We start from the raw sequence: 25,810 nt of genomic DNA, 5'->3' as shown, positions 1-25,810 counted from the left end.
CCCTCACCGCCATCATCCACACCGCCGGCACCCTCAACGACGCCCTCCTCCACCACCAAACCCCCCACCACCTCACCCACACCCTCACCCCCAAAGCCAACACCGCCTACCACCTCCACCACCTCACCACCCAACTCCAAACCCCCCTCACCCACTTCATCCTCTACTCCTCCGCCGCAGGCCACCTCGGCAACACCGGCCAAGCCAACTACGCCGCCGCCAACACCTTCCTCGACGCCCTCGCCACCCACCGCCACACCCACCACCAACCCGCCACCAGCCTCGCCTGGGGCCTCTGGCACACCACCAGCGGGATGATCGACAGTCTGGCCGCAGAGGACGTGGAGCGCTGGGCACGCCATGGCCTGCCCGCGATGACACCCGAACAGGGGCTCGCCCTCTTCGATGCCGCCATCGCCGGGGACGCACCGGTGGTCCTCGCCGCCCGGATCGACAAGGCGGCGCTGAGCGAGCGCGCCGCCTCGGGACTGCTGCCCCCGATGTTCAGCTCTCTCGTCCGCACGAAGGTGCGTCGGACCGTCACCGGGACGTCGTCCTCCCCAAGCGACCTGAGTTGGGCGGAACTGACGGCCCAGCTGCTGCCGGCTCAGCGGCGCGAGGCGGTCGAGAAGACGGTCCGGTCCGCCGTGGCGACGGTGCTGGGACACGCCAAGACGACGGTCGTCCCGATCGACCGTTCATTCAAGGAACAGGGATTCAGCTCGCTCAACGGGGTAGAGCTTCGCAACCACCTGAGCCGCGTGACGGGGCTGCGGCTGCCGACGACCCTCGTCTTCGACCACCCCACCCCCGCGGCCCTGGTGGCCTACGTCCTCGACCAGGTCTCCCCCGACGAGGATGCGGCCACGTCACAACAGCTCGACGCGGCTGTCCGGAGGCCGCACGGCACCGATCCCGACGACCCCATCGTGATCGTCGGGATGAGCTGCCACCTTCCCGGCGGGGTGTCGTCGCCTCAGGAACTCTGGCAGCTTCTGTCCGAGGAGCGGGACGCGATCTCCGAGTTCCCGACGAACCGCGACTGGGACATCGCCAACCTCTACGACCCCGACCCCGAGGTCCCCGGTCGCTCGTACACGAACAAGGGCGGCTTCCTCCACGATGCCGACCTGTTCGATCCGCAGTTCTTCGGCATCAGCCCCCGAGAGGCGCTGGCCACCGAGCCGCAGCAGCGTGTCCTGCTCGAAACCGCCTGGACCGCGCTGGAGAACGCGCACATCGCTCCGGACACCCTCAAGGGCACGGACACGGGCGTGTTCATCGGCGCGATAGCCCAGGAGTACGGTCCCAGCGCCGTCAACACCCCGGCGGAGACGGAGGGTTACCGCATCACGGGTACGACCATGAGTGTGGCCTCGGGCCGGCTGGCCTACACGCTGGGCCTCGAGGGGCCGGCGATGACGGTGGACACGGCGTGCTCGTCGTCGCTGGTGGCCCTGCACCTCGCCGCCCAGGCCCTGCGCAACGGCGAGTGCGGCATCGCCATCACCGGCGGCGCCACGGTCATGGCGAGTCCGGGTCACTTCATCGACTTCAGCCGCCAGCGAGGACTGGCCGTCGACGGCCGGGTGAAGGCGTTCGCCGACGGTGCCGACGGCACCGTGTGGGGCGAGGGTGCGGGTGTCCTGATCCTGGAGCGGCTGTCCGACGCCCGGCGCAACGGACACGAGGTCCTGGCCGTCGTCCGCGGCACCGCCGTCAACCAGGACGGCGCCAGCAACGGCCTCACCGCCCCCAACGGCCCCTCACAGGAGCGCATGATCCGGCAGGCCCTGACCTCCGCCGGGCTCACCACCGCCGACGTCGATGCCGTGGAGGCGCACGGGACCGGCACCAAGCTGGGTGACCCGATCGAGGCGCAGGCGCTGCTCGCGACGTACGGCCAAGGCCGCGGCGAGAACGCGGAGCCGCTCTGGCTGGGGTCCATCAAGTCCAACATCGGGCATGCGCAGGCTGCTGCGGGTGTGGCGGGTGTGATCAAGATGGTGCTGGCGATGCGGCACGGGATGCTGCCCCGGACGCTGCATGTGGACGAGCCGACCCCGCACGTCGACTGGGAGTCGGGCCAGGTGCGGCTGCTGGACGAGGCGAGGCAGTGGCCGGAGGCGGGCCGCCCGCGGCGGGCCGGGGTGTCCTCCTTCGGGATCAGCGGCACCAACGCCCACGTCATCCTCGAACAGGCCCCCGCCGAAGAACCCCGTGAAACGGTCCGGGTGGTGCCGCAGGGGCCGGTGGTGTGGCCGCTGTCGGCGAAAACGCCCGCGGCTCTGCGGGAGCAGGCCGCGCGCCTGGCCGCTCACGCGCGTCAGGCCGGGGACGGTCTCGACATCCATGCCGTCGCCCACACGCTGGCCCATGGGCGGACCGCGTTCGAGGAACGCGCCGCCGTCACCGCCGACACCCCCGACCAGTTCCTGGCCGCACTCGACGCCCTCGCCACCGACCGCCCCCACCCCCACCTGGTCACCCACCACACCCTGGACGGCAAAACCGTCTTCGTCTTCCCCGGACAAGGCTCCCAGTGGACCGGCATGGGCGCCGACCTCTACCACCACTCCCCCGTCTTCGCCCACCACCTCACCGCCTGCGCCCACGCCCTGGCCCCCCACACCGACTACAACCTCACCGACGTCATCCTCCAACAAAACGACGCCCCCGGCCTGGAACGCGTCGACGTCATCCAGCCCGTCCTGTGGGCCATGATGGTCAGCCTCGCCCGCCTCTGGCAGCACCACGGCATCCAGCCCGACGCCGTCATCGGACACTCCCAGGGCGAAATCGCCGCCGCCCACATCGCCGGCGCCCTCACCCTCGACGACGCCGCCCTCATCGTCGCCCGCCGCGCCCGCATCCTGCGCCGCCTCGCCGGCACCGGCACCATGGCCTCCCTGCCCACCACCGCCCACCACACCACCACCCTCATCACCGAACTCGGCCTCGACGACGTCCACATCGCCGCCCACAACGCCCCCACCGCCACCGTCGTCTCCGGCCACCCCACCCAAATCCACACCCTCGTCACCACCGCCCAACAACGCGACATCCGCGCCCGCACCATCGACGTCGACTACGCCTCCCACTGCCCCCACGTCGACACCCTCCACCACGAACTGATCACCGCCCTCACCCCCATCACCCCCCAGCCCACCGACGGCACCATCGCCTTCCACTCCACCCTCAAAGCCCAGCACATCACCGACACCACCACCCTCAACGCCCACTACTGGACCGACAACCTCCGCCACCCCGTCCTCTTCCACCAAACCCTCACCCACCTCAACAACACAGGCCACACCCACTACATCGAAACCAGCCCCCACCCCGTCCTCACCACCGCCATCCAGCACACCCTCGACACCCACCCCCACACCACCACCCCCACCCTGCGCCGCAACACCCCCGACCACCACACCTTCACCCACCACCTCGCCACCACCCACACCCACGGCCACCCCACCACCTGGCCCACCACCCCCACCTGGACCCACCTGCCCACCTACCCCTTCCAACACCACCCCTACTGGCTCCACACCCCCACCACCACCCCCACCGACGCCACCACCCTCGGCCAGCAACCCACCCACCACCCCCTCCTCAGCGCCGCCATCAACCTCCCCGACCACACCACCCTCTTCACCGGACGCCTCAACCTCACCACCCACCCCTGGCTCACCGACCACGCCGTCCACGGCACCGTCATCCTCCCCGGCACCGCCCACCTCGACCTCGCCCTCCACGCCGCCAACCACCTCGGCCACCACCACCTCGACACCCTCACCCTCGAAACCCCCCTCACCCTCACCCCCGACCAAACCCTCACCCTCCAACTCACCCTCACACCCCCCGACCCACACGGCACCCACACCATCACCATCCACACCCACCCCCACACCACCGACCCCCACCAACCCACCACCTGGACCCGCCACGCCACCGCCACCCTCACCCCCCAACCACCCACCACCCCCACACCCCAACCCCCCACCACCTGGCCCCCCACCCACACCCAACCCCTCAACACCACCCACCTCTACCACCACCTCACCACCCTCGGATACGACTACGGCCCCACCTTCCAAGGCCTCCACCACGCCTGGCGCCACCACAACACCATCTACGCCGAAACCACCCTCCCCCCCAACACCCCCACCACCGGCCACACCCTCCACCCCGCCCTCCTCGACACCGCACTCCACACTGTCCAGATCCTGGAGGGCGGCAAGGAACTTCGGCTCCCCTTCACCTGGAGCGGCGTCACCGTCTACGCGGAAGGGGCGACGGCACTGCGGGTTCAGCTCGCCGCGAAGGGCGAGCACGCGGTCACCGCACTGTTCACCGACGCGGCAGGCATGCCGGTGGCCTCGATCGAGGAGTTGACGCTACGTCCCGTCCCCAAGGAACAGTTGGCTCAGCTGCGGCAGAACCAGAGCAACGCGAACTCTCTCTTCACCGTCCGCTGGCAGGAGGTGGAAGAATCCACCGCCCCGGAGCCGAAGAACATCGCGGTGATCGGTGAGGCGTTGCCCGGACTCCCGGACGACACCCCCCTCTACCCCGACCTGGACACCCTCACCGACGCCCTCACCCACGGCGCCCCCCTGCCCGAACACACCATCCTCCACCTGCCCCCCACCACCGGCGACCCCCTCCAAGCCACCCACCACCTCACCACCCACACCCTCCACACCCTCCAACACTGGCTCACCACCCCCCACTACACCCACAGCCACCTCACCATCCTCACCACCCACGCCACCACCCCCACCCCCGACCTCGCCCACGCCGCCATCTGGGGACTCACCCGCTCCGCCCAAACCGAACACCCCGACCGCATCACCCTCCTCGACACCGACACCCACCCCACCCCCCACCTCCCCCACACCACCACCCTCACCACCCACCCCCAACTCGCCTGGCACAACAACACCCTCACCACCCCCCACCTCACCCCCACCCAACCCACCGACACCAGCACCCAACCCACCGACGCCCCCACCGGCTTCGACCCTGACGGCACCGTCCTCATCACCGGCGGCACCGGCACCCTCGGCGCCCTCCTCGCCCGCCACCTCGTCACCCACCACCACGTCAAACACCTCCACCTCACCAGCCGACGCGGACCCCACGCCCCCGGCGCCACCCAACTCCACCACGACCTCACCACCCTCGGCGCCACCGTCACCATCACCGCCACCGACACCACCAACCCCCACACCCTCAAAACCCTCCTCACCACCCTCACCCACCAAAACCCCCACCCCCTCACCGCCATCATCCACACCGCCGGCACCCTCAACGACGCCCTCCTCCACCACCAAACCCCCCACCACCTCACCCACACCCTCACCCCCAAAGCCAACACCGCCTACCACCTCCACCACCTCACCACCCAACTCCAAACCCCCCTCACCCACTTCATCCTCTACTCCTCCGCCGCAGGCCACCTCGGCAACACCGGCCAAGCCAACTACGCCGCCGCCAACACCTTCCTCGACGCCCTCGCCACCCACCGCCACACCCACCACCAACCCGCCACCAGCCTCGCCTGGGGCCTCTGGCACACCACCAGCGACATGACCCAGCACATGAGCGCGACCGACGCCCTCGTACTGGCGCGCAACGGTGTGCTGCCGATGTCCGAGGAAGAAGGGCTCGCCCTCTTCGACCAGGCCATCGCCACCGGGGAACCCGTCCTGGTGCCGGCGTCGATCAGCACGAACCAGGTGCGGGCCCGTCTGGAGTCGGGCGACGCGGTGTCGCCGCTGCTCCAGGGGCTGGTGAAGGTGCGCCCCCGGCTGCGGTCGGCGGCGACTGCCGCGGACTCCTCCGAGGAGGTGTCGGCGCCGCTGCCGCAGCGGCTCGCCGCGGTTCCGGCCGAGGAACGGCTCCCGGTGCTGCTGGACTTCGTACGGGAGCAGGCGGCGTCGATTCTCGGGCTCGACGGCGTGGAGGCGGTCGTCCCGCATCGCGGGCTGATGGATCTCGGGTTCGACTCGCTGACGGCCGTGGAGTTGCGCAACCGGCTCGGGCGGGCCGCCGGTCTGCGGTTGCCGACGACGCTCGTCTTCGACCATCCGACCGCGCAGGGCATCGCGTCGTTCGTGCTCGAAGAACTCTCCCTCGGCGAGGAGACCGGGAGTGGCTCGCCGCGGGCACTGCTCGACGGCGTCGCCTCGCTGGAAGCGGCCCTGCTCTCCGCGGAGCCGGACGACACCACGCGCGAGGAGCTGGCCGCACGGCTCCAGTCGCTGTTGCTGGGGCTGACCGACCGCGGCGATGCCCCGATCGCGCGTATCGGCGAAGCCTCGGACGACGAGATCTTCGAGTTCATCGACAACGAGCTCGGTCTCTGAGCGACAGGAAAAGCGGGAGCGACGGGTCCGAGGAGACCGCCGCACACACGGAGGCCGCCGGATGTTCCGGCGGCCTCCGTCGTTTCGTGCCCCGCGGGCGGTGGAGCGAGGTCAGCCGACCCCCGCCACGTGTCCGTCGGGACGGATCAGCACGGACCGGATGTCCTCCCAGCCCTCGCGCTCCTCGACCGGCCAGCCGTGCACGACATGCACGGCTCCCGGAGCCGCGGCCGGCACGGAGGACGCGGCCCCCGCCTCCGTGCGGACGAGCAGCACGTGGGCGGCGTCCTTCAGGTGGTCGAACAGGCGGCTCGTGGCACCCCCGTCCAGCTTCAGGGCCAGGTCGGGGACGCGCGTGCCGACGAGCGGGTGGGCGTCGGAGCCGGAGGGGGGCGGGTAGGCGTAGTCGAGCGCCGTGATCTGCCCGGCCAGGTACTGGTTGACCTGCGGGAACTCCAGAAGACGGGAGAAGAGGTCGCGCAGGTGCTGACCGCCGGGGGTGAAGTCGAAGACCATCGTGGTCTGCGCCAGGGTATTGGCGATGACGGCCTCTCCGACGGGATGGCGTTCGTCGTGGTACGTCTCCAGGATCTCCTCACCGGCGTCGCCGCGTGCCACCGCGGCGAGCTTCCAGCCGAGGTTGGTGGCGTCCTGGAGGCCCGTGTTGAGTCCCTGGCCGCCGAACGGGGAGTGGACGTGCGCGGCGTCCCCGGCGAGCAGGACCCGACCGGTGCGGTACCGGGCGGCGACACGGGCGGGGTTGCCGACGCGGGAGAGCCAGGTCGGCGAGTGGGCGCCGCAGTCGGTGCCGGTGAGGCGGAGGAGGACCTCGCGAAGTTCCTCGAAGGAGACGGGTTCCTCCTTGGTGACCCGGCTGGACTCCCGGTCGCAGACCATGATGCGGTGCCGGCCGGTGTCCGGGACGATGCCGCCCATGAACCAGCCGAGCCTGCTGCCGTCCGGTGCCGGAAAGTGCCGTATGCCCAACTGGCCCATCCAGGACGGGGGTTCGGCGAGTGTGACGTCGGCCAGGATGTAGGTGGCGGTGGTGCTGCTGCCGGGGAAGTCGATGTCGGCAAGCTTGCGCACCGCGCTGTGGGCGCCGTCGCAGCCGACGACGTAGCGGGCGGAGACGCTCTCGCCGTTCTCCAGTTTCAGGCGTACGCGGTCGGGTTGGGTGGTGAGTCCCACCACGGCGTTTCCTCGTTCGACGGTGACGCCGAGGTCACCGAGGGCCTCCTCGATGACCTCTTCCACGACGTTCTGGCGCACCGACAGGCCGTAGGGGTGCGTCGTGTCGAGTCCGGCGAGCTGGAGCCAGGGCAGCAGGCCAGCCACGTTCGCCACGGGGAGCTTGCGGGAGCGTTCACCGGCGACCCGGTCGAGCAGGCCCCGCATATCGAGGATCTCCAGGCTGCGGGCCTGGAGGCCGAACGCCCGGATGTAGGGGCTGCGTTCGGTGTCCCGCTCCAGGACCCGGACACTCGCGCCGCCGACGGTGAGTTCTCTTGCCAGCCAGAGGCCGACGGGACCGGCTCCGACGACGGCGACGTCCACGATGTCTTGTTCACTGGGCACTGAGGCTCCCGAGGGTCGGTGGGTCGGATCGGCCACAGGCTAGGGAGCGGTTCTAAAGGCCTGGAAAGGCCACGGAGTCGGGGCCTGGGCGGTCGTCCCGGCCGGTGGTGCGGCCGCACAGCAGTGCGACGCCGCGCGCGGCGACGACGGCTCCGGCCAGGGCCCCCGCGGTGCCCGGGATGCCGCCGTCGAGACGCTCGCCGAGGAGGGTCAGGCCGATGAGGCAGGAGAGCACGGGGTTGGCGAGCGTGATGAGGACGAGGGGCGCGCCGAGGCCGCCGCGGTAGGCGACCTGGGAGAGGAGGACTCCGGCCAGGGCCAGCGGCGGGACGAGGGCGGCGGACAGCGCGGTGGCCGGGTCGAGGAGGGCGTCGGGGCCGTCGTGGAGGACGGCGACGGAGAGGTTCTGGATGAGCGCCGAGCCGCCGGCGAACGCGACACCGGCGGCGACGGCGGTGCGGAGGCTGTGCGCGGGGTCGCGGGCGAGCAGGGCTATCGCCGCCGCGCAGGCGCCGGCCAGCAGGCAGGTCCGGGGCAGGTCGAGGAGGTGTTCGGCCGTGGGGTGCTGGGCCGCGGTGGCCGGGAGCAGGGCGGCCAGTCCGGCGAGGGCGAGGGCGACTCCCCGCCATTCGCGGCGTGCGACCCGGCGCCGGGCGAGGGCGGCGCCCATGGGCACGGCCAGGACGACGGAGAGGGCGCCGAGCGGTTGGACGAGGCTGAGCGGGCCGTAGCAGAGGGCCGCCACGTGGAGGAGGCCGCCGACGAGGTTGAGCCCGAGTGCCGTCAGGCCCTGGCCCCGGCGGAGGAGAGCGCGTCCGTCGCGCAGAAGACCGTGTTCGTCGCGGAGAAGACCGTGTTCGTGGGGAGAGGACCCCCGGCCGTGGCCGAGGTGACCGCTCGTGGTGGCCGTCGTACGGGCGGCGAGACGCTCCTGAAGGACGGCGCCGACCGCGTAGCAGGCGGCGGAGAGGACCGACAGGACGACGGTTGCTGCGGTGGTGTTCATGCCTCCCCCACTGGGCTGGTGCGCGCCGGACGCGCCGGGTGCGCCGGACCGCCGGATGCTTTCGTGGCCACGCGACCCCGACGGCGGGGGATGCGGAACGAGCGGAGCCCGGCGACCGGCCGGGGGATGTACCGGTCGCCGAGCCCGTTCTTCGCGCCGCCCCGTCCCCACGAGCCGGCGCGAAACCGGACGCCCGCCTCCGCTGGGCGAGCGGTCCAGGTCCCGGGGCGCGAGGCCCCGGGCGTCCGCGGTGCGGCCCGGACAGTGGGCCGGACCGGTGGCGTGTCCCGCGTCAGACGTGTACGGCGGTCTCGCCCGTGGCGCTGGAGCCGCGCCGGGTGAGCAGGGCGAGCAGCGCGCCGCACCCGGCGATGACGGCGGAGATGGTGAAGGCGAGGCCCATGCCGCTGATGAAGCAGTCGTGGGCGATGTCGGCGATGGTGTCGGCGACGTTCCGAGGGGACCCCTCGGGCACCGGTGCCAGACCGATGGAGACGGCGTCCTTCATGGCCTCCTGCTGTTCTCCCTCGACCTGCGGCAGGCCCGCCGCCGACCACTTGTCGGGGAGGCTGTCGCCGACGCGGGAGGCCATCACGGCACCCAGGACCGCGGTGCCGAGGCTGCCGCCGACCTGCATGGCGGCCTGCTGGAGTCCGCCGGCGATACCGGCGTGCTCCTCGGGGGCGTTGCTGACGATGACGTCGGTGCTGGCGACGATGACGGGGGCCAGGCCGAGGCCGAGGAGCACGAACCACAGGGACATCGAGAGGGTGCTGGCGTCGGTGTCGAGCGAGCCGAGGCCGAGGATCGCGGCGCCGGACAGGGCCATGCCGCCGGCCAGCGGGATCTTGGGGCCGTACTTCGCCATGAGCGCGCCGCCGAGCGGTGAGCCGACGATCATCATCGCGGTGACGGGCAGCAGGTGGACACCGCTCTCGACCGGGCTCATGCCGTGCACGTTCTGCAGGTAGAAGGTGATGAAGAACAGGCCGCCCATGAAGGCGAAGGCCATCAGGACCGTCACGACGGTGGCGGCGGACAGGGACACGGAGCGGAACAGTGCGAGCGGGATGAGCGGGTCGCGGGCCTTGGACTCCCGGAGGACGAAGAGGAGCGCGAGGACCAGGGACGCGGCGAGCAGTCCGAGGGTCTTGGCACCGCCCCAGCCCCACGCCTCGGCCTTGATCAGGCTGAAGATGAGGCAGAACATCGACCCGGACAGCAGGATGACGCCGGGGAAGTCGAACATCCCGCCCGAGGCGGCCTTCTCGGCGGGCGGCTTGCGCAGGACGAGCATGCCGAGCGCGAAGGCCACGACGCCGACGGGGATGTTGAGGAAGAAGACCGACTCCCAGTTGACGTGCTCGACGAGCAGACCGCCGACGATGGGGCCGGCGGCGATTGAGGCGCCGATCACCGCTCCCCAGATGCCGATGGCCATGTTGAGCTTCTTCGCCGGGAAGGTGGCGCGCAGCAGGCCGAGTGCGGCCGGCTGGAGCAGGGAGCCGCACATGCCCTGGAGGACGCGGAAGGCGATGACCAGGCCGGGGCTGCCGGACAGTCCGATGGCGGCCGAGGTGGCGGCGAATCCGGCGACTCCGACGAGGAACGTCTGCCGGTGGCCGAAGCGGTCACCGAGCTTGCCCGCGGTGATCAGCGAGACGCCGAGCGCGAGCAGATAGCCGTTGGTGATCCACTGGATCTGCTCCAGCGTGGCACCGAGGTCCTGCTGAATGGCGGGGTTGGCGACGGCGACGATCGTGCCGTCCAGGGTCACCATCATGGCGCCGATGCCGACGGTGAAGAGCGTGAGCCAGGGGTGACCGCGCAAGCCCTTCCGCTGCGGGCCGGGCTCCGTCTCGGCGGTCTTGTGTAAGGAGGAGGTCTGGGCCATGACGGCTCCGATTCGTGTCATGTCGTGACAGACAGCGGGGGCAACTGCCTGAGAAGATATGGCAGTCACTGACAAACGTCAATCTCTGCTAGTAGACAGTCGTTGCCAGGAATTTCTGGCATGATGGTGGGGGCGGCCATCACGAGGTGGCCCGCGACAGGCGTCCTGACTACGGGGGTTCAGGCGACGTTCCGAGCCATCGGCGAAGTTGAGGAGCTGGCGACAGGTGAGACTGGAAGCTGACGCGGGAGAACCCGGACTGCGGGCACGAAAGAAGCAGCTCACCCGCGACGCGCTGATCCGCTCGGCGATCGGCCTGTTCACGGAGCAGGGTTACGAGCGCACCACGGTCGACGAGATCGTCGCCGCCGTCAACGTCTCGCAGCGCACGTTCTTCCGGTACTTCAACGGCAAGGAGGACGTCGCCCTCGCCCCCGTCACCGAGATCGACGAGCGCGTCCTCGAACTTCTCTCCGAACGCCCCCCGTCGGAACCGCCGTTGGAGGCACTGCGCCGCTCGGTGCGGGAGACCTGGGCCGGGGTCAGGGAGCAGACCGAGCGGATCAGCGGGGTCACCGCACTCGCCCGGATCCTGCGCATCGTCGAGACCGCGCCCGGCCTGAGCGCCGCGCACGCCCAGCGCACCATGGCGTTCGAGGAACGCCTCGGCCGGGAGATCGCCCGCAGAGAGAACCTCGACTACGACTCCGACCCCCGTCCCAAGCTGGTGGTGGCCATCTTCACCGCGGTGACCCGGGTGGCCAGCCGCTGCTGGGGACTCGACGAGGACGCCGACCTCGACGCCGTCGCCAAGACCATCGAGGAGCACTTCGATCTTCTGCTGCCGACCCTGGAAGGGCCCTGGTCCCCCGGGGCCGACCAGGGTCACGGCAGCTGAGTGCGCCGTCCGGCGGCACCGCGGCAGAGTGCTCCGCCGGGCCGACGGCTCCTCGGCTCTCACCCCCGTCCTCTCAGTTGCTCCCGCAGCCGACGCTCGACCGCGGTCAGCGGCAGCTCGGGACAGAGCCGCTCGGGGTGGTACGGGGCGGGTCCGGCGAGGTCCGGCGGCGGCTCCGCCTCCGGCAGCGGCGGGATCCAGACCCAGAAGCTGCCGTAGTCGACCAGGGCCTCCCAGATCGCCCGGAGGCAGCGGGCACCCGGCGATCGCCTCTCAGGCGCCATTACCTCACGCTCCTCGCTCACGGCGGCGTTGTCGCGGCAGTGCCTTCGCAGGCAGCACCGTGCCGGTCGGCGCTTAAGCCGCGCTGAACGTCCGAGCGACCCCGCCGGGACGCGTGGATCGCGTGGATCGCGTGGATCGCGTGGATCGCGTGGATCGCCGGGAATCATCGACGGAGGAGATCATGTTCGACGAGCGGTCCGTGTCGGTGCACCGCCTCACCGCGATGACCCGGCACAGATTCCAGCTGGTGTGCTTCCCGCCGGACGGCCGGCTCACCGTCATCCACCGCACCGCGGCCCAGGCACTCGCGCCCTCCACCGAGGTCCTGACCGTGCTTCACGCGCCGTCCCGTACCGCGCCGTCCTGTGCCGCGCCGTCCTGTACCGCGCCCTCGGCGACGGACGCGGAACCGTCCCCCGCGCTGTGCGACCTGATCGCGGCGGAGCTGGCGGTGCGGCTCGACCGACCCACGGTCCTGTTCGGGCAGGGGCCGGGCGCGGTCGTCGCCCTGGAGGTGGCGCGCAGGCTCGAACTGGCCTTCCTGATCGACGGCATCCGCGGCGCACGGCTCGCGGCCCTGCTGGTCTCCTCGCAGCCGGCCCCGTGCGGTCGGCCACGCGCCGAGGAGACCACGGTCAACTGCCCCATCGGCGTCCTCCACGGCGACGCCGACCCCCGGCTCCGCCACGACGAGGCGGTGGACTGGGCACACCACGGCAAGCAGCGGTTCGACCTCCATCTGCTGCACGGCGGCAAGGACTACTTCGCGCACCGTCCGGCCGAACTCGTCAACGCCCTGTCGGACTACCTGCTCATGCTCGGCTGACGCGGCCCGGCGGAGCCGTTTGGCGGGATTTTAGACGCGGTTGCGACCGTGTCCGCATGAACTCAGCCGTACGCAACGCACGGAACACGGAGGCCTGGATCCGTCGGTTCCACCAAGGCCCCGACGACGGCCCGCGCCTGATCTGCCTGCCGCACGCGGGCGGCAGCGCCAGCTTCTACCACCCGTTGTCGGCCGCCGTCACCCCCCACGTCAGCGCCTACGCGGTGCAGTACCCGGGGCGGCAGGACCGCCGTCACGAGCCCTGCATCGACAGCATCCCCGAGCTCGCCGACGCGCTCTTCGAGGTGCTTGAGCCCTGGGCGGACCGCCCGCCGGCCCTGTTCGGCCACAGCATGGGCGCCACCCTCGCGTTCGAGGTCGCCGTGCGGATGGAGGAGCGCCTCGGCACGCCGCCCGCCGCGCTGTTCCTGTCCGGCCGCCGGGCGCCCTCCCGCTTCCGTCCCGAGCGCGTCCACACCCTCGACGACGCGGGGATCATCGACGAGCTGGCCACCCTGAGCGGCACCGACCCCCGTGTGCTGCGCGAGCCGGAGATCCTCGACATGGTCCTGCCGATGCTGCGCAGCGACTACCGCGCCATCGAGACCCACCGGGGCCGGCCGGGCGACACGGTCTCCTGCCCCATGACCGTCCTCACGGGGGACAGCGACGAGCGGGTCTCCGTGGAGGAAGCCGCCGCCTGGGCGGACCACGCCCGTGGCGGCTTCCGTCTGCGGACTTTCCGGGGCGGCCACTTCTACCTCAACGACCATCTCCGCGAGGTCGCCGCCATCCTCACCGACTCGCTCGCCGTCGCCCGGGCGGTCTGAGCGCGCCGCTCGCTCACTCCCCGGTGCCGGGGCCGCCGTCGAACTCCTCCAGCCCTTCCTTGATGCCGGTCAGCACGTCGGCGGCCTCGGCACCGTCGATCACCCGGTGGTCGAAGGCCAGGCTGAGCCTCATCACCTTCGCGACCTCCACCCGACCGTCCCGGGCGACCGGGCGGTCGGTCGCGCGTCCCACACCGAGCGTGATCGTGGTGCCGCCCACCGAGTGGAAGCCGTCCACGGGCCGGTGGCCCAGGGAGGTGACGGCGTAGGTGCCCATGAAACGGTCCCTGGTCGCCAGCGGCCGGACCGTCCGCCGGAACAGCGCCCGGCCCACCGGGCCGGGCAGCCGGTGCAGCATGCGCACCCCCTCGAACTCCGGAGCGCGGTCGGGGTCCACGTCCTTGAGGTGCTCCAGCTTCTTCTGGATGTCGAGCAGCTCCAGGCTGTCCAGGCCCGGCAGGACCGCGGACAGCACGACGCGTCGGCCGCCCATCGTCTTGTCGAGCGTGACCTTGGCGTTGGCCGCGCCGTACCGGGCGATCGTCGGCCGCAGCCGGCCCCTGATGGCGGCGTTCGCCTCGGGGTGCGCCGCCAGCACCCTCGACGACACGTGCAGCACATAGCCGAGGATCGAGTACGACTGTCCCGATTCCCGTGCGGCGGCGCGATGGCGTACGACCTGCGTCATGTCCACCTCGGTGTCGAGGAAGACGGGCGAGAAGGAACGGATCTCCCGCAGGAAGTGCAGCGTGTGGCGGCGCTGCGCCGCCACGGGTACGGCCGCCGTCCCCTTCCCCCCGGACGCTCCGGACCCGGTGTCGGACCTCTCGACCACGGTGTCGGCCACGGTCCTCTCCTCTCGTACAGAGATCAGTTCAACCGTCCGGGGAAGGGTCTCCGACCCTTCTTAAGCCGTTCTTGGCCGCCGTCGGACGCGGCGGACGGCGACCTGCCCACGGCCCTCGGGCTCCTGCCGTTTTGGGCCGCGCAAAGGACAGCTTTAGTCGCGTCCACCACGCTCGGCCGCATGAGAGGGGAGCCCATGAACGAAGGCGGCAGGTCGGAGTCAGGACTGCCCATCGAACCGGTGTACGGGCCCGACGCCCTGGAGGGCTGGGACGCGGCCGGGAAGCTGGGCGAGCCCGGGAAGTATCCCTTCACGCGGGGCGTGTACCCGTCGATGTACACGGGTCGGCCGTGGACGATGCGCCAGTATGCCGGTTTCGGCACGGCGACGGAGTCCAACGCCCGGTACAAGCAGCTGATCGCGAACGGCACGATGGGCCTGTCGGTCGCCTTCGACCTGCCCACCCAGATGGGCCACGACTCCGACGCGCCGATCGCGAGCGGCGAGGTCGGCAAGGTCGGCGTGGCCATCGACTCCATCGACGACATGCGGGTGCTGTTCGGCGGGATCCCGCTGGACAAGGTCTCCACGTCGATGACGATCAACGCCCCGGCCTCCCTGCTGCTCCTGCTCTACCAACTCGTCGCCGAGGAGCAGGGCGTGAGCGCCGACCGGCTCACCGGCACGATCCAGAACGACGTGCTGAAGGAGTACATCGCGCGCGGGACGTACATCTTCCCGCCCAAGCCCTCCCTCCGCCTGATCGCGGACATCTTCAAGTACTGCAAGGCCGAGATCCCGAAGTGGAACACCATCTCGATCTCCGGCTACCACATGGCCGAGGCGGGTGCCTCGCCCGCGCAGGAGATCGCGTTCACCCTCGCGGACGGCATCGAGTACGTGCGCACCGCGGTCGCGGCCGGCATGGACGTGGACGACTTCGCGCCCCGCCTGTCCTTCTTCTTCGTGTCCCGCACGACGATCCTGGAGGAGGTCGCCAAGTTCCGCGCGGCCCGCCGGATCTGGGCGCGGGTGATGAAGGAGGAGTTCGGCGCGCAAAACCCCAAGTCGCTGATGCTGCGCTTCCACACCCAGACCGCGGGTGTGCAGCTGACCGCCCAGCAGCCCGAGGTGAACCTGGTGCGCGTCGCCGTGCAGGGTCTGGGCGCGGTCCTGGGCGGCACGCAGTCGCTGCACACCAACTCCTTCGACGAGGCCATCGCGCTGCCCACCGACAAGTCCGCGCGCCTGGCCCTGCGCACCCAGCAGGTCCTGGCCTACGAGACGGACGTGACGGCCACGGTGGACCCGTTCGCCGGGTCCTACGTCGTGGAGAAGATGACCGACGACGTCGAGGCGGCCGCCCTGGAGCTGATGGGCAAGGTCGAGGACCTGGGCGGCGCGGTCAACGCCATCGAGCACGGCTTCCAGAAGAGCGAGATCGAGCGCTCCGCCTACCGCATCGCCCAGGAGACCGACTCCGGTGAGCGGGTCGTGGTCGGCGTCAACCGCTTCCAGCTCGACGAGGAGGAGCCCTACGAACCCCTCCGCGTCGACCCGGCCATCGAGGCCCAGCAGGCCGAGCGGCTGGCCAGGCTCCGCGCGGAACGCGACCAGACGGCCGTGGACTCCGCACTGACGGCCCTGAAGAAGGCCGCCGAGGGCGAGGACAACGTCCTCTACCCCATGAAGGACGCCCTCCGGGCCCGCGCCACCGTCGGCGAGGTCTGCAACGCGCTGCGCGAGATCTGGGGCACCTATGTGCCTTCCGACGCGTACTGACCACGTGCGCCGACCCCACGCGGCGACCGCAGGCCCGGCCTCCGCCCGCAGAGGACCGGTCGTCCAAGCCTTCAAGCACCGTTCCGACAGCAGCGCATGACGTCCCGACACCAGATGGAGGGTGATTCACCGTGGAGCAGCAGGCGAACGTGATCCTGCGAGGGGGCGGCCCCCTCGTGCCCGACGAGGAGCGGATCCGCTACGTGGCGGACCCCACCGAGCGTCTCAAGCTCTTCCTCGGCAACCGGTACGAGCACTACCAGCCCACCACTGCCCGGCAGCGGCACAGCGACGGCCGCGAACTGCTCGTGTTCAAGTGGGTCTACCGCACCTACGTGGCCGAGTAGCCCCCGCGTCCCCGCCGTCAGGCGCAGCGCAGTCCGGTCAGTTCCTCGGAGCGTGCCCAGATCCGACGGGCCTCGTCGGTGCTCCGCAGTCGGCTGTAGAGCTTCTGGCGCCCGGGCGGGCCGCCCAGCCGGCCCGGGCCGCCGGGGCCGTAGAGGGCTCCGCGTTCGGCCTGCGGCGACGTGGCGGCGTACAGCGCGGGGAGCTGCGCGGTGCGGACGGTGCCCAGGAGGATGCCGCGGGCGGACAGGACGCGGATGACCCGTACGCCCAGGGTGTCCTTCGCGCGGCCCACTTCGGGGCGGGCGGCGAGCAGGCTGGTGGGCGCGACGCCCGGGTGGGACAGGTTGCTGGTGATGCCCCAGTCACCGGCGGCGCTGCGGCGGTCGAGTTCCAGGCCGAAGAGGCCGAACGCGATCTTCGACTGGCTGTAGGCGCGCATGCCGTCGTAGGAGCGTTCCCAGTTCAGGTCGTCCCAGTTGACGGCGTTCCGGTTGGCCGCGACGCTGATCTGCGAGGTCACCCGCGCCCGGCCGGCCCGCAGCAGCGGCAGCAGGTGGGCGACGAGGGCGAAGTGGCCGAGGTGGTTGGTGCCGAACTGCAGCTCGAACCCGTCCTCGGTCGTCTGCCGCGCGGGCGGTGTCATGACGCCGGCGTTGTTGACCAGCAGGTGGATCGGGCGGTCCTCCGCCAGCAGGGTCTCGCCCAGCGCGGCCACGGAGGCGAGCGAGGACAGGTCGAGCGTGCGCAGGGACACCTCCGCGCCGGGCGCCCGCGCCCGGATCGCCTCCAGCGCCGTCTCGCCCTTGCGCGGGTTGCGGACCGGCAGGAGCACCTCCGCACCGGCGGCCGCGAGGCGGGTGGCGATGCCGAGCCCGAGGCCGTCGCTCGCGCCGGTGACGACCGCGCGCCGGCCGGTCAGATCGGGGACGGTGATGTCGAAGTCGGTGCGTGGCATGAGCTGGCTCCTGGGGGTGTCGTTGCTTCCCTCGTCGTGTCGTCACTTCCACCATGACCGGATCCGGCGACGGGATGCAGGGTCTGCCGATCCCCTGATCGGGCGGCCGAGGTTGGGGCTGCCTCATGTCTTTACGCAGGTCAGCGCCGGTTTCCCGGGCAGTCGGCGGGCGCCCGGGGCGCCGTAAGGGGGGATCGGCGGTCCGTGGCTGCGCCGCCGCGGCTGCGGGAGAAAGGGCGATAGAAAGGGAGGGGGAAGCGGCACAGGACGAGAGGGCCTCATGGAGATCGACCGGAGCGGACTCGCCGCCTTCCTGCGGCGCCGGCGGGAACTGCTGCAGCCGGAGGACGTGGGACTCCCGCGGGGACCGCGCCGCAGGACCAGCGGCCTGCGGCGCGAGGAGGTCGCGGCGCTGTGCCACATGTCGACCGACTACTACGCGCGCCTGGAACGGGAGCGCGGCCCGCAGCCCTCGGTCCAGATGGCCGCCTCGATCGCCCAGGGTCTGCACCTGTCCCTGGACGAGCGCGACCACCTGTTCCGCCTGGCCGGACACAACCCGCCCGTGCGCGGCGCGGCCGGCGAGCACGTCGGCCCGGGTCTGCTGCGCATCCTCGACCGCCTGGCCGACACCCCCGCCGAGATCGTCACCGAACTCGGGGAGACCCTGCGCCAGACGCCGCTCGGCGTGGCCCTGACCGGAGACACCACCCGGTACACCGGACCGGAGCGCAGCATCGGCTTCCGCTGGTTCACCCTGCCGGCCACCCGCGCCCTGTACGCGCCGGAGGAACACGCCCTGCTCTCCCGCATGTTCGCGTCCGGGCTGCGCCAGGTCGTCACGCTGCGGGGACCCGGCTCCCGGGCCGCCCACTACGCCGACCTGCTCCTGGAGCGCAGCGAGGAGTTCCGCACCCTGTGGGAGACGCACGAGGTGGGCGTCCGTCCCGGCCGGGTGAAACGCTTCCGCCATCCCGAGGTCGGCCTCCTCGAGCTGGACTGCCAGACGCTGCTCGACCCGGACCAGTCGCACCTGCTGCTCGTCTACACCGCCACCCCCGGTACCGAGAGCCACGACAAACTGCGCCTGCTGTCCGTCATCGGCGCCCAGCCGATGGGCTGACCGCACCGCGTACGCGCAGACTCTGTACGAACTCCGTTTTCCCGTTGTATGACTTCTCCCTATGTGATGGCGGAGGCGTTTACCCGGGGCGCACGCCTCGGATGTCGATTGACAACGTTGTCCACAGGGAGAGGGTCCGTGCTCGTCATGCCTGACAGATCCAAGAGACCGCCGATACGGTCGTCTTCCCGCCCCCGAGCCCTGCGGACCACGGTCGCCGCGGTGCTCGCCGGGGCGCTCGGCCTGGCCGCGCTGACGGGCGGCGGCACCGCCGTCGCCGTACCCGCCGCCCAGGCCGCCTCCTCGGCCGACGCGGCGTCCGGCGGGACGGACTACACGAAGCTCGTCGACCCGTTCGTGTCCACCGCGGGCGACGACGGCAACGACCTCCCGGGCGCCCAGGCACCGCACAGCCTGGCGAAGGTCAACCCGATGACGACCCCGGGCCGCAACCACTCGGGGTACGACTACAACGAGGACCACATCGCCGGGTTCACCGCCACGAACCTGGACGGTGTGGGCGGTTCGGGCGGCGGCGGCGACCTGCTGGTCGTCCCGACCTCGGAGCGGTACGACAGGCGTCCGGCCACGAGCACCTACGCCCACCCCTACAGCCACGACGACGAGTCCGCGTCGCCCGGCTCCTACCGGGTGGGCCTCGGGTCCCCCGCCGGGACCATCGACGCCGAGATGACCGCCACGACGCGCACGGCGCTCGAAAGGTACCGCTTCCCCGCCGGTTCGCGGCCCCAGCTCGTCCTCGACCTGGCGAACAACTTCACCAGCCGCACCCGCGCGACCCTGGAAGCGACGACGCTGAAGGACGGCACCACCGCGATCAGCGGGCTCGTCGCCGGGTCCTTCAACGGCGCCTCGTACCGCCTGTACTACTACGCCACCACGAACGTCCCCGTGACCTCGCTGCGCAGTTGGGGCGACGACGGCGCGCTGAGCGACGCGCCCACGCGGGACGGCACAGACACCGGCGCCGTGCTCGGGTTCGACGAGGCCGACGGCGACGACATCGAGCTGCGCGTCACGCTCTCGCCGATCAGCGCCGAACAGGCCGCGACCGACCAGCACCACGAGGTGGCGGGCCGTGACTTCGCGGACGTGCGCGCGCAGACGAGGGCGGATTGGAACCGCACGCTCGGCGCCGTCGCGGTGCAGGCCTCGAAGAAGGCCGACCCCGACTCGACGCTCACCCGGCAGTTCTACACGCACCTGTACCGCATGTACGCGCTGCCGGTGAACGCCACCAGCACCAGCGGCACCTACCGCGGCGTCGACGGCGCGGTGCACAAGGCGAACGGCTTCACGTACTACGACGGCTGGTCGACCTGGGACGACTTCCGCAAGTACTCCGTGGCGGCGTACATCGACCCGGCGACCTACCGGGACATGGTGCAGTCCGCGGTCATCCTCTTCGCCGACGCGCACGCCGCGGGCAAGAGCCTCGGCAGCCTCACCCACTCGGTGCCGACCGTGCGCTGGGAACGCTCGGCGGTGGTGATCGCCGACGCGCTGTCGAAGGGCTTCAAGGACTTCGACCGGCTCGACGAGGCGTACCCGGCGCTGAAGTCGTACACCGGGTACTACACCGGGACGCAGCTGCGGCAGGGCTACATCGCCGGTGATCCCGGTACGACGGTGCAGCGCGGCTACGACCAGTGGGCGCTGTCCGTCATCGCCGACGCGCTCGGCGAGGACGCGGACGCGAAGAAGCTGCGCGGGCAGGCGACCATGGCGATCGACAACCTGGTCAAGCCCGGCGCCTGGACGGCGGACGACGGCACCGAGGTCGGTCTGCTCACCCCGCGCGACGGCGAGGGCGACTGGCAGGGCGCCGACCACGAGAAGTTCGAGGAGGCCCGGCTCTACCAGGGCACCCTGTGGCAGTACCACTGGTACGACGCGTACGACATGGGCGGCCTCATCGAGGCCATGGGCGGCGAGAAGGCCGGCCGGGCCGCGATCCGGCACATGTTCGGCGAGGACTCCGACGCCGACGACGGCTCCACCATGCTGCACTCCAACGCCAACGAGATCGACCTCCAGGCCCCCTACCTCTTCAACTACGTCGGCGAGCCGAGCCTGACCCAGAAGTGGGTCCGCGCCATCTACACCGGTGAGACCTGGAACCGGTACATCGCGACGGGCTCCACGAACGAAGCCCCCAGCTCGGGCGGCGAGTTCAGGCCGCCGGTGAAGACCAAGGTCTACGAACTGGCGCCGGACGGCTTCCTGCCGACCATGGACAACGACGCCGGCACCATGTCGACCATGTTCGTCGCCGCCGCCCTCGGGCTGTTCCCGGTGACCGCGGGCTCCAGCCAGTTCCAGATCGGCAGCCCGTTCTTCGACTCGACGACGATCCGGTACGCCAACGGCGCCACCTTCACGGTCGACGCCGACGGAGTCTCGCCCACCGACTACTACGTGCAGCGCGCGACGCTGAACGGCAAGCGGTTCTCCAACACATGGCTCGACTACTCGCAGATCGTCGCCGGCGGCACCCTGAAGTTCGACATGGGCTCCGAGCCGTCGTCCTGGGGCTCCCGCACCGAGCCCGCGTACTCGCTGAACACCGACGCGGGTGGCGACGGTGACGGCTCCGCGCCCGGCAAGGGCACGACCGTCGTCTCCGCCCGCCCGGAGACCGTGGACACGGCCGCGGACGGCACCGTCAAGGAAAGCATCGAGCTTCGGCTGTCCGGCCGGGCGTCGTTCGCCGCACGCGAGGGCACCAGCCTCACTGGGACCGGCGCGGCCGGCATCACCGGCCTCCCGGACGGCGTGCGGGCCGACCTCAGGGTCACCGGCAGACGCACCGCCTCGCTGAAGCTCACCGGCGCCACCAAAACCGACGCGCGGTTCGGCATCACCTTCCGCGACCGGGCCTTCCCGCACGGCATCCCGGCCTCCACGGTGACCGGCACCGGCGTGTCCGTGACCGACCCGCTGGTCGTCTCGGCCGCGCCGGTGCACCGGAAGAACCTCGCCGCCCTCGCCGACGAGGCGTCCCTGGTGCGCGAGGGCAACTACTCCGACGGCTCCTACGGCATCTTCCGCGCGGCCCTGGAACGGGCCCGGACCGTCCTCGCGGACCCCGCCTCCCCGACCGGCACGCTGATGGCCGCGCACGACGCGCTGCGGTCCGCGATCGACGCGCTCACCCTGGACGAGGGCGGATACGCCGTCCTCCAGGCCGAGGACCCCGACCGGATGGAGGGCCCCAGCCTCGTGAAGGAGGCGTACTACTCGGACGGCGACCTCGGCGGCGTCACCGAGGGCGCCTGGGAGCAGTACACGGACCTCGACTTCGGCGGCGTCGCCCCGCGGAGCGTCTCGGTGCGCTACGCCAACTCCCAGGCACCGACCGCGAAACCGAGCAGCGTCGACATCCACGCCGGGGACGCCGACGGCCCCGTCGTCGCCACCGTCTCCCTGCCCGGGACCGGCGGCTGGCAGTACTACACCACCGTCCAGGCGGCCGTCACCGACCCGGGGGCCCTGCTGGCGGCGTCGAGCGCGACGTTCGTCTTCCACGCCCCGCCGGGGCAGCAGTGGGTGTCCAACTTCGACTGGCACCAGTTCTCGCCCCAAGCCGCCCCGTCGTCCTCCCCGGTCACGACCCTCGCCACGCTCACCACCGCCAACGCCACGGCAACCGGCGGCGGTTCGCTCCCGCTGAAGCTCTCCGGCGGCGTCTTCGAGAACGTGACGAACGGCGCGTGGGCCGAGTGGCGGGACACCGGCCTCGGTGACGGTGCCGACACCGTCACCGTCCGGTACGACAAGCCCCGGTCCCGCGCGGCGTCGGACTCGCACATCGAACTGCGGCTGGGCGCGAAGGACGGCACGGCGGCCGTCGACATCCCCCTCGACTACACCGGCTCGGGCTGGGGAACCGTCGCGACCACGAGCGTGCGGCTCGACCCGGACACCTTCGACGGCTCCCAGGACGTGTTCGCCGTCTTCGTCTCCAGCACCCAGACCGAGGCGCAGCCCTACGTCGCCAACGTGTACGCGCTCACCCTGACGCGGGAGGCGGACGCCCCGGTGGTGTTCGACGCCACGGCGTTCGAGGCGAACAGCGGCGGCGGACTGAAGAGCGAACCGGCCAGCTGGAGCGACGCGGGTTCCGCCACCAGCCTCGGCGGCACCTACGACGGCGCCTGGCTCGACTACGGCGACATCGACTTCGGCGACTCGCCCAAGAACACGCTCACCCTCACCTACGTCAACAACTCCGCCCGCTGCGGCACAGGTTCCGCCGTCCATCTGTACCTGGACTCCTTCGACCCGGACGCCCCCGGCACGCCGTACGCGACCGTCCCCCTGCCGGTCACCGGCAGCGCGTGGTCGTCGGGCGGGACGACCAGTGTGACCCTGCCGAAGGGGATCACCGGCACGCACGCGGTGCACCTGCGGCTGACGACCAACGCCGACTCCTCGCACCCGTACGTCGCCAACCTCGGCCGGATCACCTTCGACCACGTCGAGGCGCCCGCGGAGACGGACCTGTCCGCCCTGCGCAAGGCGATCGAGCGGTACGAGGGTCTCGCCGAGGACGCGGACCGGTACGGCACGATCGACTTCGGGGTGTTCCGGCGTGAACTCGCCGCCGCCCGCGACCTCCTCGGCGCCGAGGACGCCACCCAGCTGGAGGCAGATCTGCGGACCCGGAGCCTGACCCTGGCCGCGAACCAGCTGGTGCCGCTGCCGAGACTGCGGCTGGACAACCTGGTTGACACCGCGTCCGTCCTCGGCAACGAGCGCTACACGGACGCCTCGTGGCGTGCGTTCACCACGGCGCTCACCGCGGCGAGGACGGCCCTGGCGGACGGCTCGGCCCCGGACCGCACCCTCGGCGAACGGTACGCGGCCCTCGACCGCGCCATGTCCGCCCTCACCACGAAGCGCAGGACGGTACCGGCCGCGCCCGGCGCGGTGTCCGCGACCGCGTCCGGCACCGGCGTGCAGGTCACCTGGTCCGCGCCCGGCGACGACGGCGGTTCGCCGGTCACCGGCTACGAGATCACGCTCAGCGGCGGCCACCAGGTCGAGATCGCCGATCCGGACAGCCGGAGCACGGTGTTCACCCGGCTGAAGGACGGCACGTCGTACACGGCGCGGGTCCGGGCCGTGAACGCCCTCGGCGACTCCCCCTGGAGCGCACCGACGCAGCCCGCGGTCACGGGCGAGCACAAGCCCCAGGCGCCGACCGTCACGGGCGTGGTCACCGACGGCGAACAGGTCAGGGTGACCTGGCGGGCCGCGAGCGACGGCGGCTTCCCGGTCGTCGGCTACACCGTGGCCCTCGACGACGGAACGACGGCGCACGTGCCCGGCACCACCGGCTCCGCACTGCTCACGGCCCGGGGCGGGGCGGCGAAGGCCCACACCGCCACCGTGGCCGCGGTGACCGCGGCCGGGCGCTCGGACGACCCCGGCACGGCGGCCGCGACCACGGCCACCACCGCCTCCGACCCGGCGGACTACGAGCCGTCCCCCTTCCCGGACGACGTGCTCGACGCCGCCTACCCCTCGGACTCGTGGCCCGCGACCGACGACGGCGGCGACTACTTCAACCGGCTCCTCGGCGGCTTCGACGACCTCGGCTCCGCCACCCTCGGCGCCAACGAGAAACTGGCCGCGGGCACTTCACCCACCGCCGAGAACGACACGATCACCGTCGCCGTCAACAACGCGGCGACGCGGAAGCAGGTCGAACGGGCCGAGGTGGACGCGTCCAACAGCGCCACCGTCACGATGGCCGACGGCCTCGGCTCCCGGCTCGGCCCGCTGTACAGCGAGGCGCTGAAGGCCGGAGAGCTGCCCAAGACCAGCGCGCTGTTCTCCCGCGTCACCGAGAACCTCGACACCCACGACGCGGCGAAGAACCACTACGGGTACCTGCGCCCGTACGTGCGGCTCGGCTTCGCCGGGGACGGCGGCGCGATCTACGAGTCGCCCAACAGCTCGTACAGCGGCCTCGCGGGACAGGGCTCGTACCCGAGCGGCCACACCTACGGCGGCTACGAGGCCGGGACCATTCTCGCCACCCTGCTGCCCGACCTGGCACCGTCGATCCTGGCGCGCACCTCGGAGTACGGGGACAACCGGATCGTCCTCGGTTTCCACTACCCGCTGGACGTCATGGGCGGCCGCGTCACCGCGCAGGCCACCGTGGCGCACCGCTGGGCGGACCCCGCGTTCGAGAAGCTGCTGCGGCAGGCCCACACCGAGATCGAGAACGTACTGCTCGCGCGGTGCGAGGAGGAGGGCTACGGCGACACCCTCACGGCCTGCGCGGGCGACCCGTACGCCGGGCTGAGCACCGCACAGGACGTGGACCTGTACACACGGCGCCTGACCTACGGGTTCTCGCAGACCGGCGAGGCCGGGCAGGCCCTCGACGCGCCGTCCGACGCGGCGGCCCTGCTGATCACCGCCTTCCCGGATCTCACCGCCGAGCAGCGCGCCCAGGTCCTGGAGCAGACCGCGACGGACTCCGGGTACCCGCTGGACCTCACCGCGTCCGGCGGACCGGCCTGGCAGCGGATCAACCTGGCGGCGGCGATGGCGGCGGACGTGGTCGTGAACGCCGACGGGTCGGTCACGGTGACCGACTTCTCGGACGCGACCAGGGCCAGTGTGGCCGACGCCGCCACGCTCACCGTGGGAGGCGTGGCGCTCGACGGCTTCGATGCGGATGTGCGCACGTACGTCGTGGACTGGCCGGAGCACGGGAGGATCCCGGCCGTCGGCGCCGTACCCGCGGCGTCGGGCGCGCGGGTGAAGGTGGTCGGCGGCAGCTCCACCGTCTCGTCCTCGCAGCGCGGCTTCACCACCCGCACGATCACGGTGACCTCGGCCAACGGCGCGCACACCCGCACCTACACGGTCGGCTTCCGGCCGACGGAGCGGCACCCGCACCGGCCGGGCGCGGCCCGGGACTCCGGCGCCGGTACGGCCGTGGGCGGTGGCGGCCTGTGGACACCGGCCCGTGAGTGGGAACCGACCGCGGGATGACCGCGGGATGACCGCGGTGGACCGCC

14 protein-coding genes are annotated in these 25,810 nt (G+C 71.5%); 8 read left to right on the top strand and 6 right to left on the bottom strand.

Going from position 1 to position 25,810, the window contains the following annotated elements; genetic code table 11:
- Positions 1-11 precede the first annotated feature (11 nt).
- A complete protein-coding gene (locus ACGH52_RS31820; protein ID WP_399946936.1) occupies positions 12-6,374 on the top strand; it encodes an SDR family NAD(P)-dependent oxidoreductase in 6,363 nt (2,120 codons plus the stop codon).
- Positions 6,375-6,485: 111 nt separating this feature from the next.
- Here ACGH52_RS31820 and ACGH52_RS31815 read toward each other — a convergent pair whose 3' ends face one another.
- From ACGH52_RS31815 to ACGH52_RS31805, 3 genes are all read right to left on the bottom strand, one after another.
- Positions 6,486-7,952, bottom strand: a complete 1,467-nt coding sequence (locus tag ACGH52_RS31815; RefSeq protein WP_399944349.1) for an FAD-dependent monooxygenase — start codon at positions 7,950-7,952, stop codon at positions 6,486-6,488.
- Between the two features lie 52 nt (positions 7,953-8,004).
- The gene (locus tag ACGH52_RS31810) at positions 8,005-8,958 is read right to left on the bottom strand and encodes a hypothetical protein (RefSeq protein ID WP_121701279.1); all 954 of its coding nucleotides are present in this window, start codon (positions 8,956-8,958) and stop codon (positions 8,005-8,007) included.
- A 292-nt stretch (positions 8,959-9,250) separates the two neighbouring features.
- Positions 9,251-10,852: an MFS transporter gene (locus ACGH52_RS31805; protein WP_121701280.1), complete on the bottom strand. Its 1,602-nt coding sequence runs from the start codon at positions 10,850-10,852 to the stop codon at positions 9,251-9,253.
- A gap of 226 nt (positions 10,853-11,078) precedes the next feature.
- Between ACGH52_RS31805 and ACGH52_RS31800 the strand changes: the two genes are divergently transcribed.
- Positions 11,079-11,750: a TetR family transcriptional regulator gene (locus tag ACGH52_RS31800; RefSeq protein ID WP_076978253.1), complete on the top strand. Its 672-nt coding sequence runs from the start codon at positions 11,079-11,081 to the stop codon at positions 11,748-11,750.
- Positions 11,751-11,809: 59 nt separating this feature from the next.
- Here ACGH52_RS31800 and ACGH52_RS31795 read toward each other — a convergent pair whose 3' ends face one another.
- Positions 11,810-12,034 (bottom strand): DUF6059 family protein, encoded by a 225-nt coding sequence (locus ACGH52_RS31795; protein ID WP_076978252.1) that lies wholly within the window; start codon positions 12,032-12,034, stop codon positions 11,810-11,812.
- A 182-nt stretch (positions 12,035-12,216) separates the two neighbouring features.
- On the opposite strand from ACGH52_RS31795, the gene ACGH52_RS31790 reads away from it, so the two are divergent.
- Together ACGH52_RS31790 and ACGH52_RS31785 are read left to right on the top strand one after the other, a co-directional pair.
- Positions 12,217-12,861 carry a thioesterase II family protein gene (locus tag ACGH52_RS31790; protein ID WP_121701281.1) on the top strand — a complete coding sequence of 215 codons (645 nt, stop codon included), beginning with the start codon at positions 12,217-12,219 and terminating at the stop codon, positions 12,859-12,861.
- Positions 12,862-12,917: 56 nt separating this feature from the next.
- Positions 12,918-13,691, top strand: coding sequence for a thioesterase II family protein (locus ACGH52_RS31785; RefSeq protein WP_121701282.1), 774 nt, complete (start codon positions 12,918-12,920; stop codon positions 13,689-13,691).
- Positions 13,692-13,704: 13 nt separating this feature from the next.
- Here the strand turns inward: ACGH52_RS31785 and ACGH52_RS31780 are convergent, their stop codons facing one another.
- The gene (locus ACGH52_RS31780) at positions 13,705-14,538 is read right to left on the bottom strand and encodes a 2-oxo acid dehydrogenase subunit E2 (protein ID WP_253191579.1); all 834 of its coding nucleotides are present in this window, start codon (positions 14,536-14,538) and stop codon (positions 13,705-13,707) included.
- 180 nt (positions 14,539-14,718) lie between these two features.
- Here ACGH52_RS31780 and ACGH52_RS31775 point away from each other — a divergent pair, with 180 nt between their 5' ends.
- Together ACGH52_RS31775 and ACGH52_RS31770 are read left to right on the top strand one after the other, a co-directional pair.
- On the top strand, positions 14,719-16,320 hold the full coding sequence (locus ACGH52_RS31775; RefSeq protein ID WP_399944342.1) for a methylmalonyl-CoA mutase: 1,602 nt from the start codon (positions 14,719-14,721) through the stop codon (positions 16,318-16,320).
- A 131-nt stretch (positions 16,321-16,451) separates the two neighbouring features.
- A complete protein-coding gene (locus ACGH52_RS31770) occupies positions 16,452-16,667 on the top strand; it encodes a DUF5988 family protein (protein ID WP_059302481.1) in 216 nt (71 codons plus the stop codon).
- A 17-nt stretch (positions 16,668-16,684) separates the two neighbouring features.
- Here the strand turns inward: ACGH52_RS31770 and ACGH52_RS31765 are convergent, their stop codons facing one another.
- A complete protein-coding gene (locus ACGH52_RS31765) occupies positions 16,685-17,623 on the bottom strand; it encodes an SDR family oxidoreductase (protein WP_399944339.1) in 939 nt (312 codons plus the stop codon).
- Positions 17,624-17,903: 280 nt separating this feature from the next.
- Between ACGH52_RS31765 and ACGH52_RS31760 the strand changes: the two genes are divergently transcribed.
- Together ACGH52_RS31760 and ACGH52_RS31755 are read left to right on the top strand one after the other, a co-directional pair.
- Positions 17,904-18,746, top strand: coding sequence for a helix-turn-helix transcriptional regulator (locus ACGH52_RS31760; protein ID WP_076978248.1), 843 nt, complete (start codon positions 17,904-17,906; stop codon positions 18,744-18,746).
- A gap of 147 nt (positions 18,747-18,893) precedes the next feature.
- Complete coding sequence (locus ACGH52_RS31755) at positions 18,894-25,784, top strand: glycoside hydrolase domain-containing protein (protein WP_399944335.1); 6,891 nt, start codon at positions 18,894-18,896, stop codon at positions 25,782-25,784.
- Positions 25,785-25,810 lie beyond the last annotated feature (26 nt).

Source organism: Streptomyces sp. BBFR25, from assembly GCF_044590125.1.
Taxonomy (GTDB): Bacteria; Actinomycetota; Actinomycetes; order Streptomycetales; family Streptomycetaceae; genus Streptomyces; species Streptomyces canus_D.
Note: the sequence above shows the minus strand (reverse complement) of the source record. Positions and strands in the feature narration are given on the sequence as shown.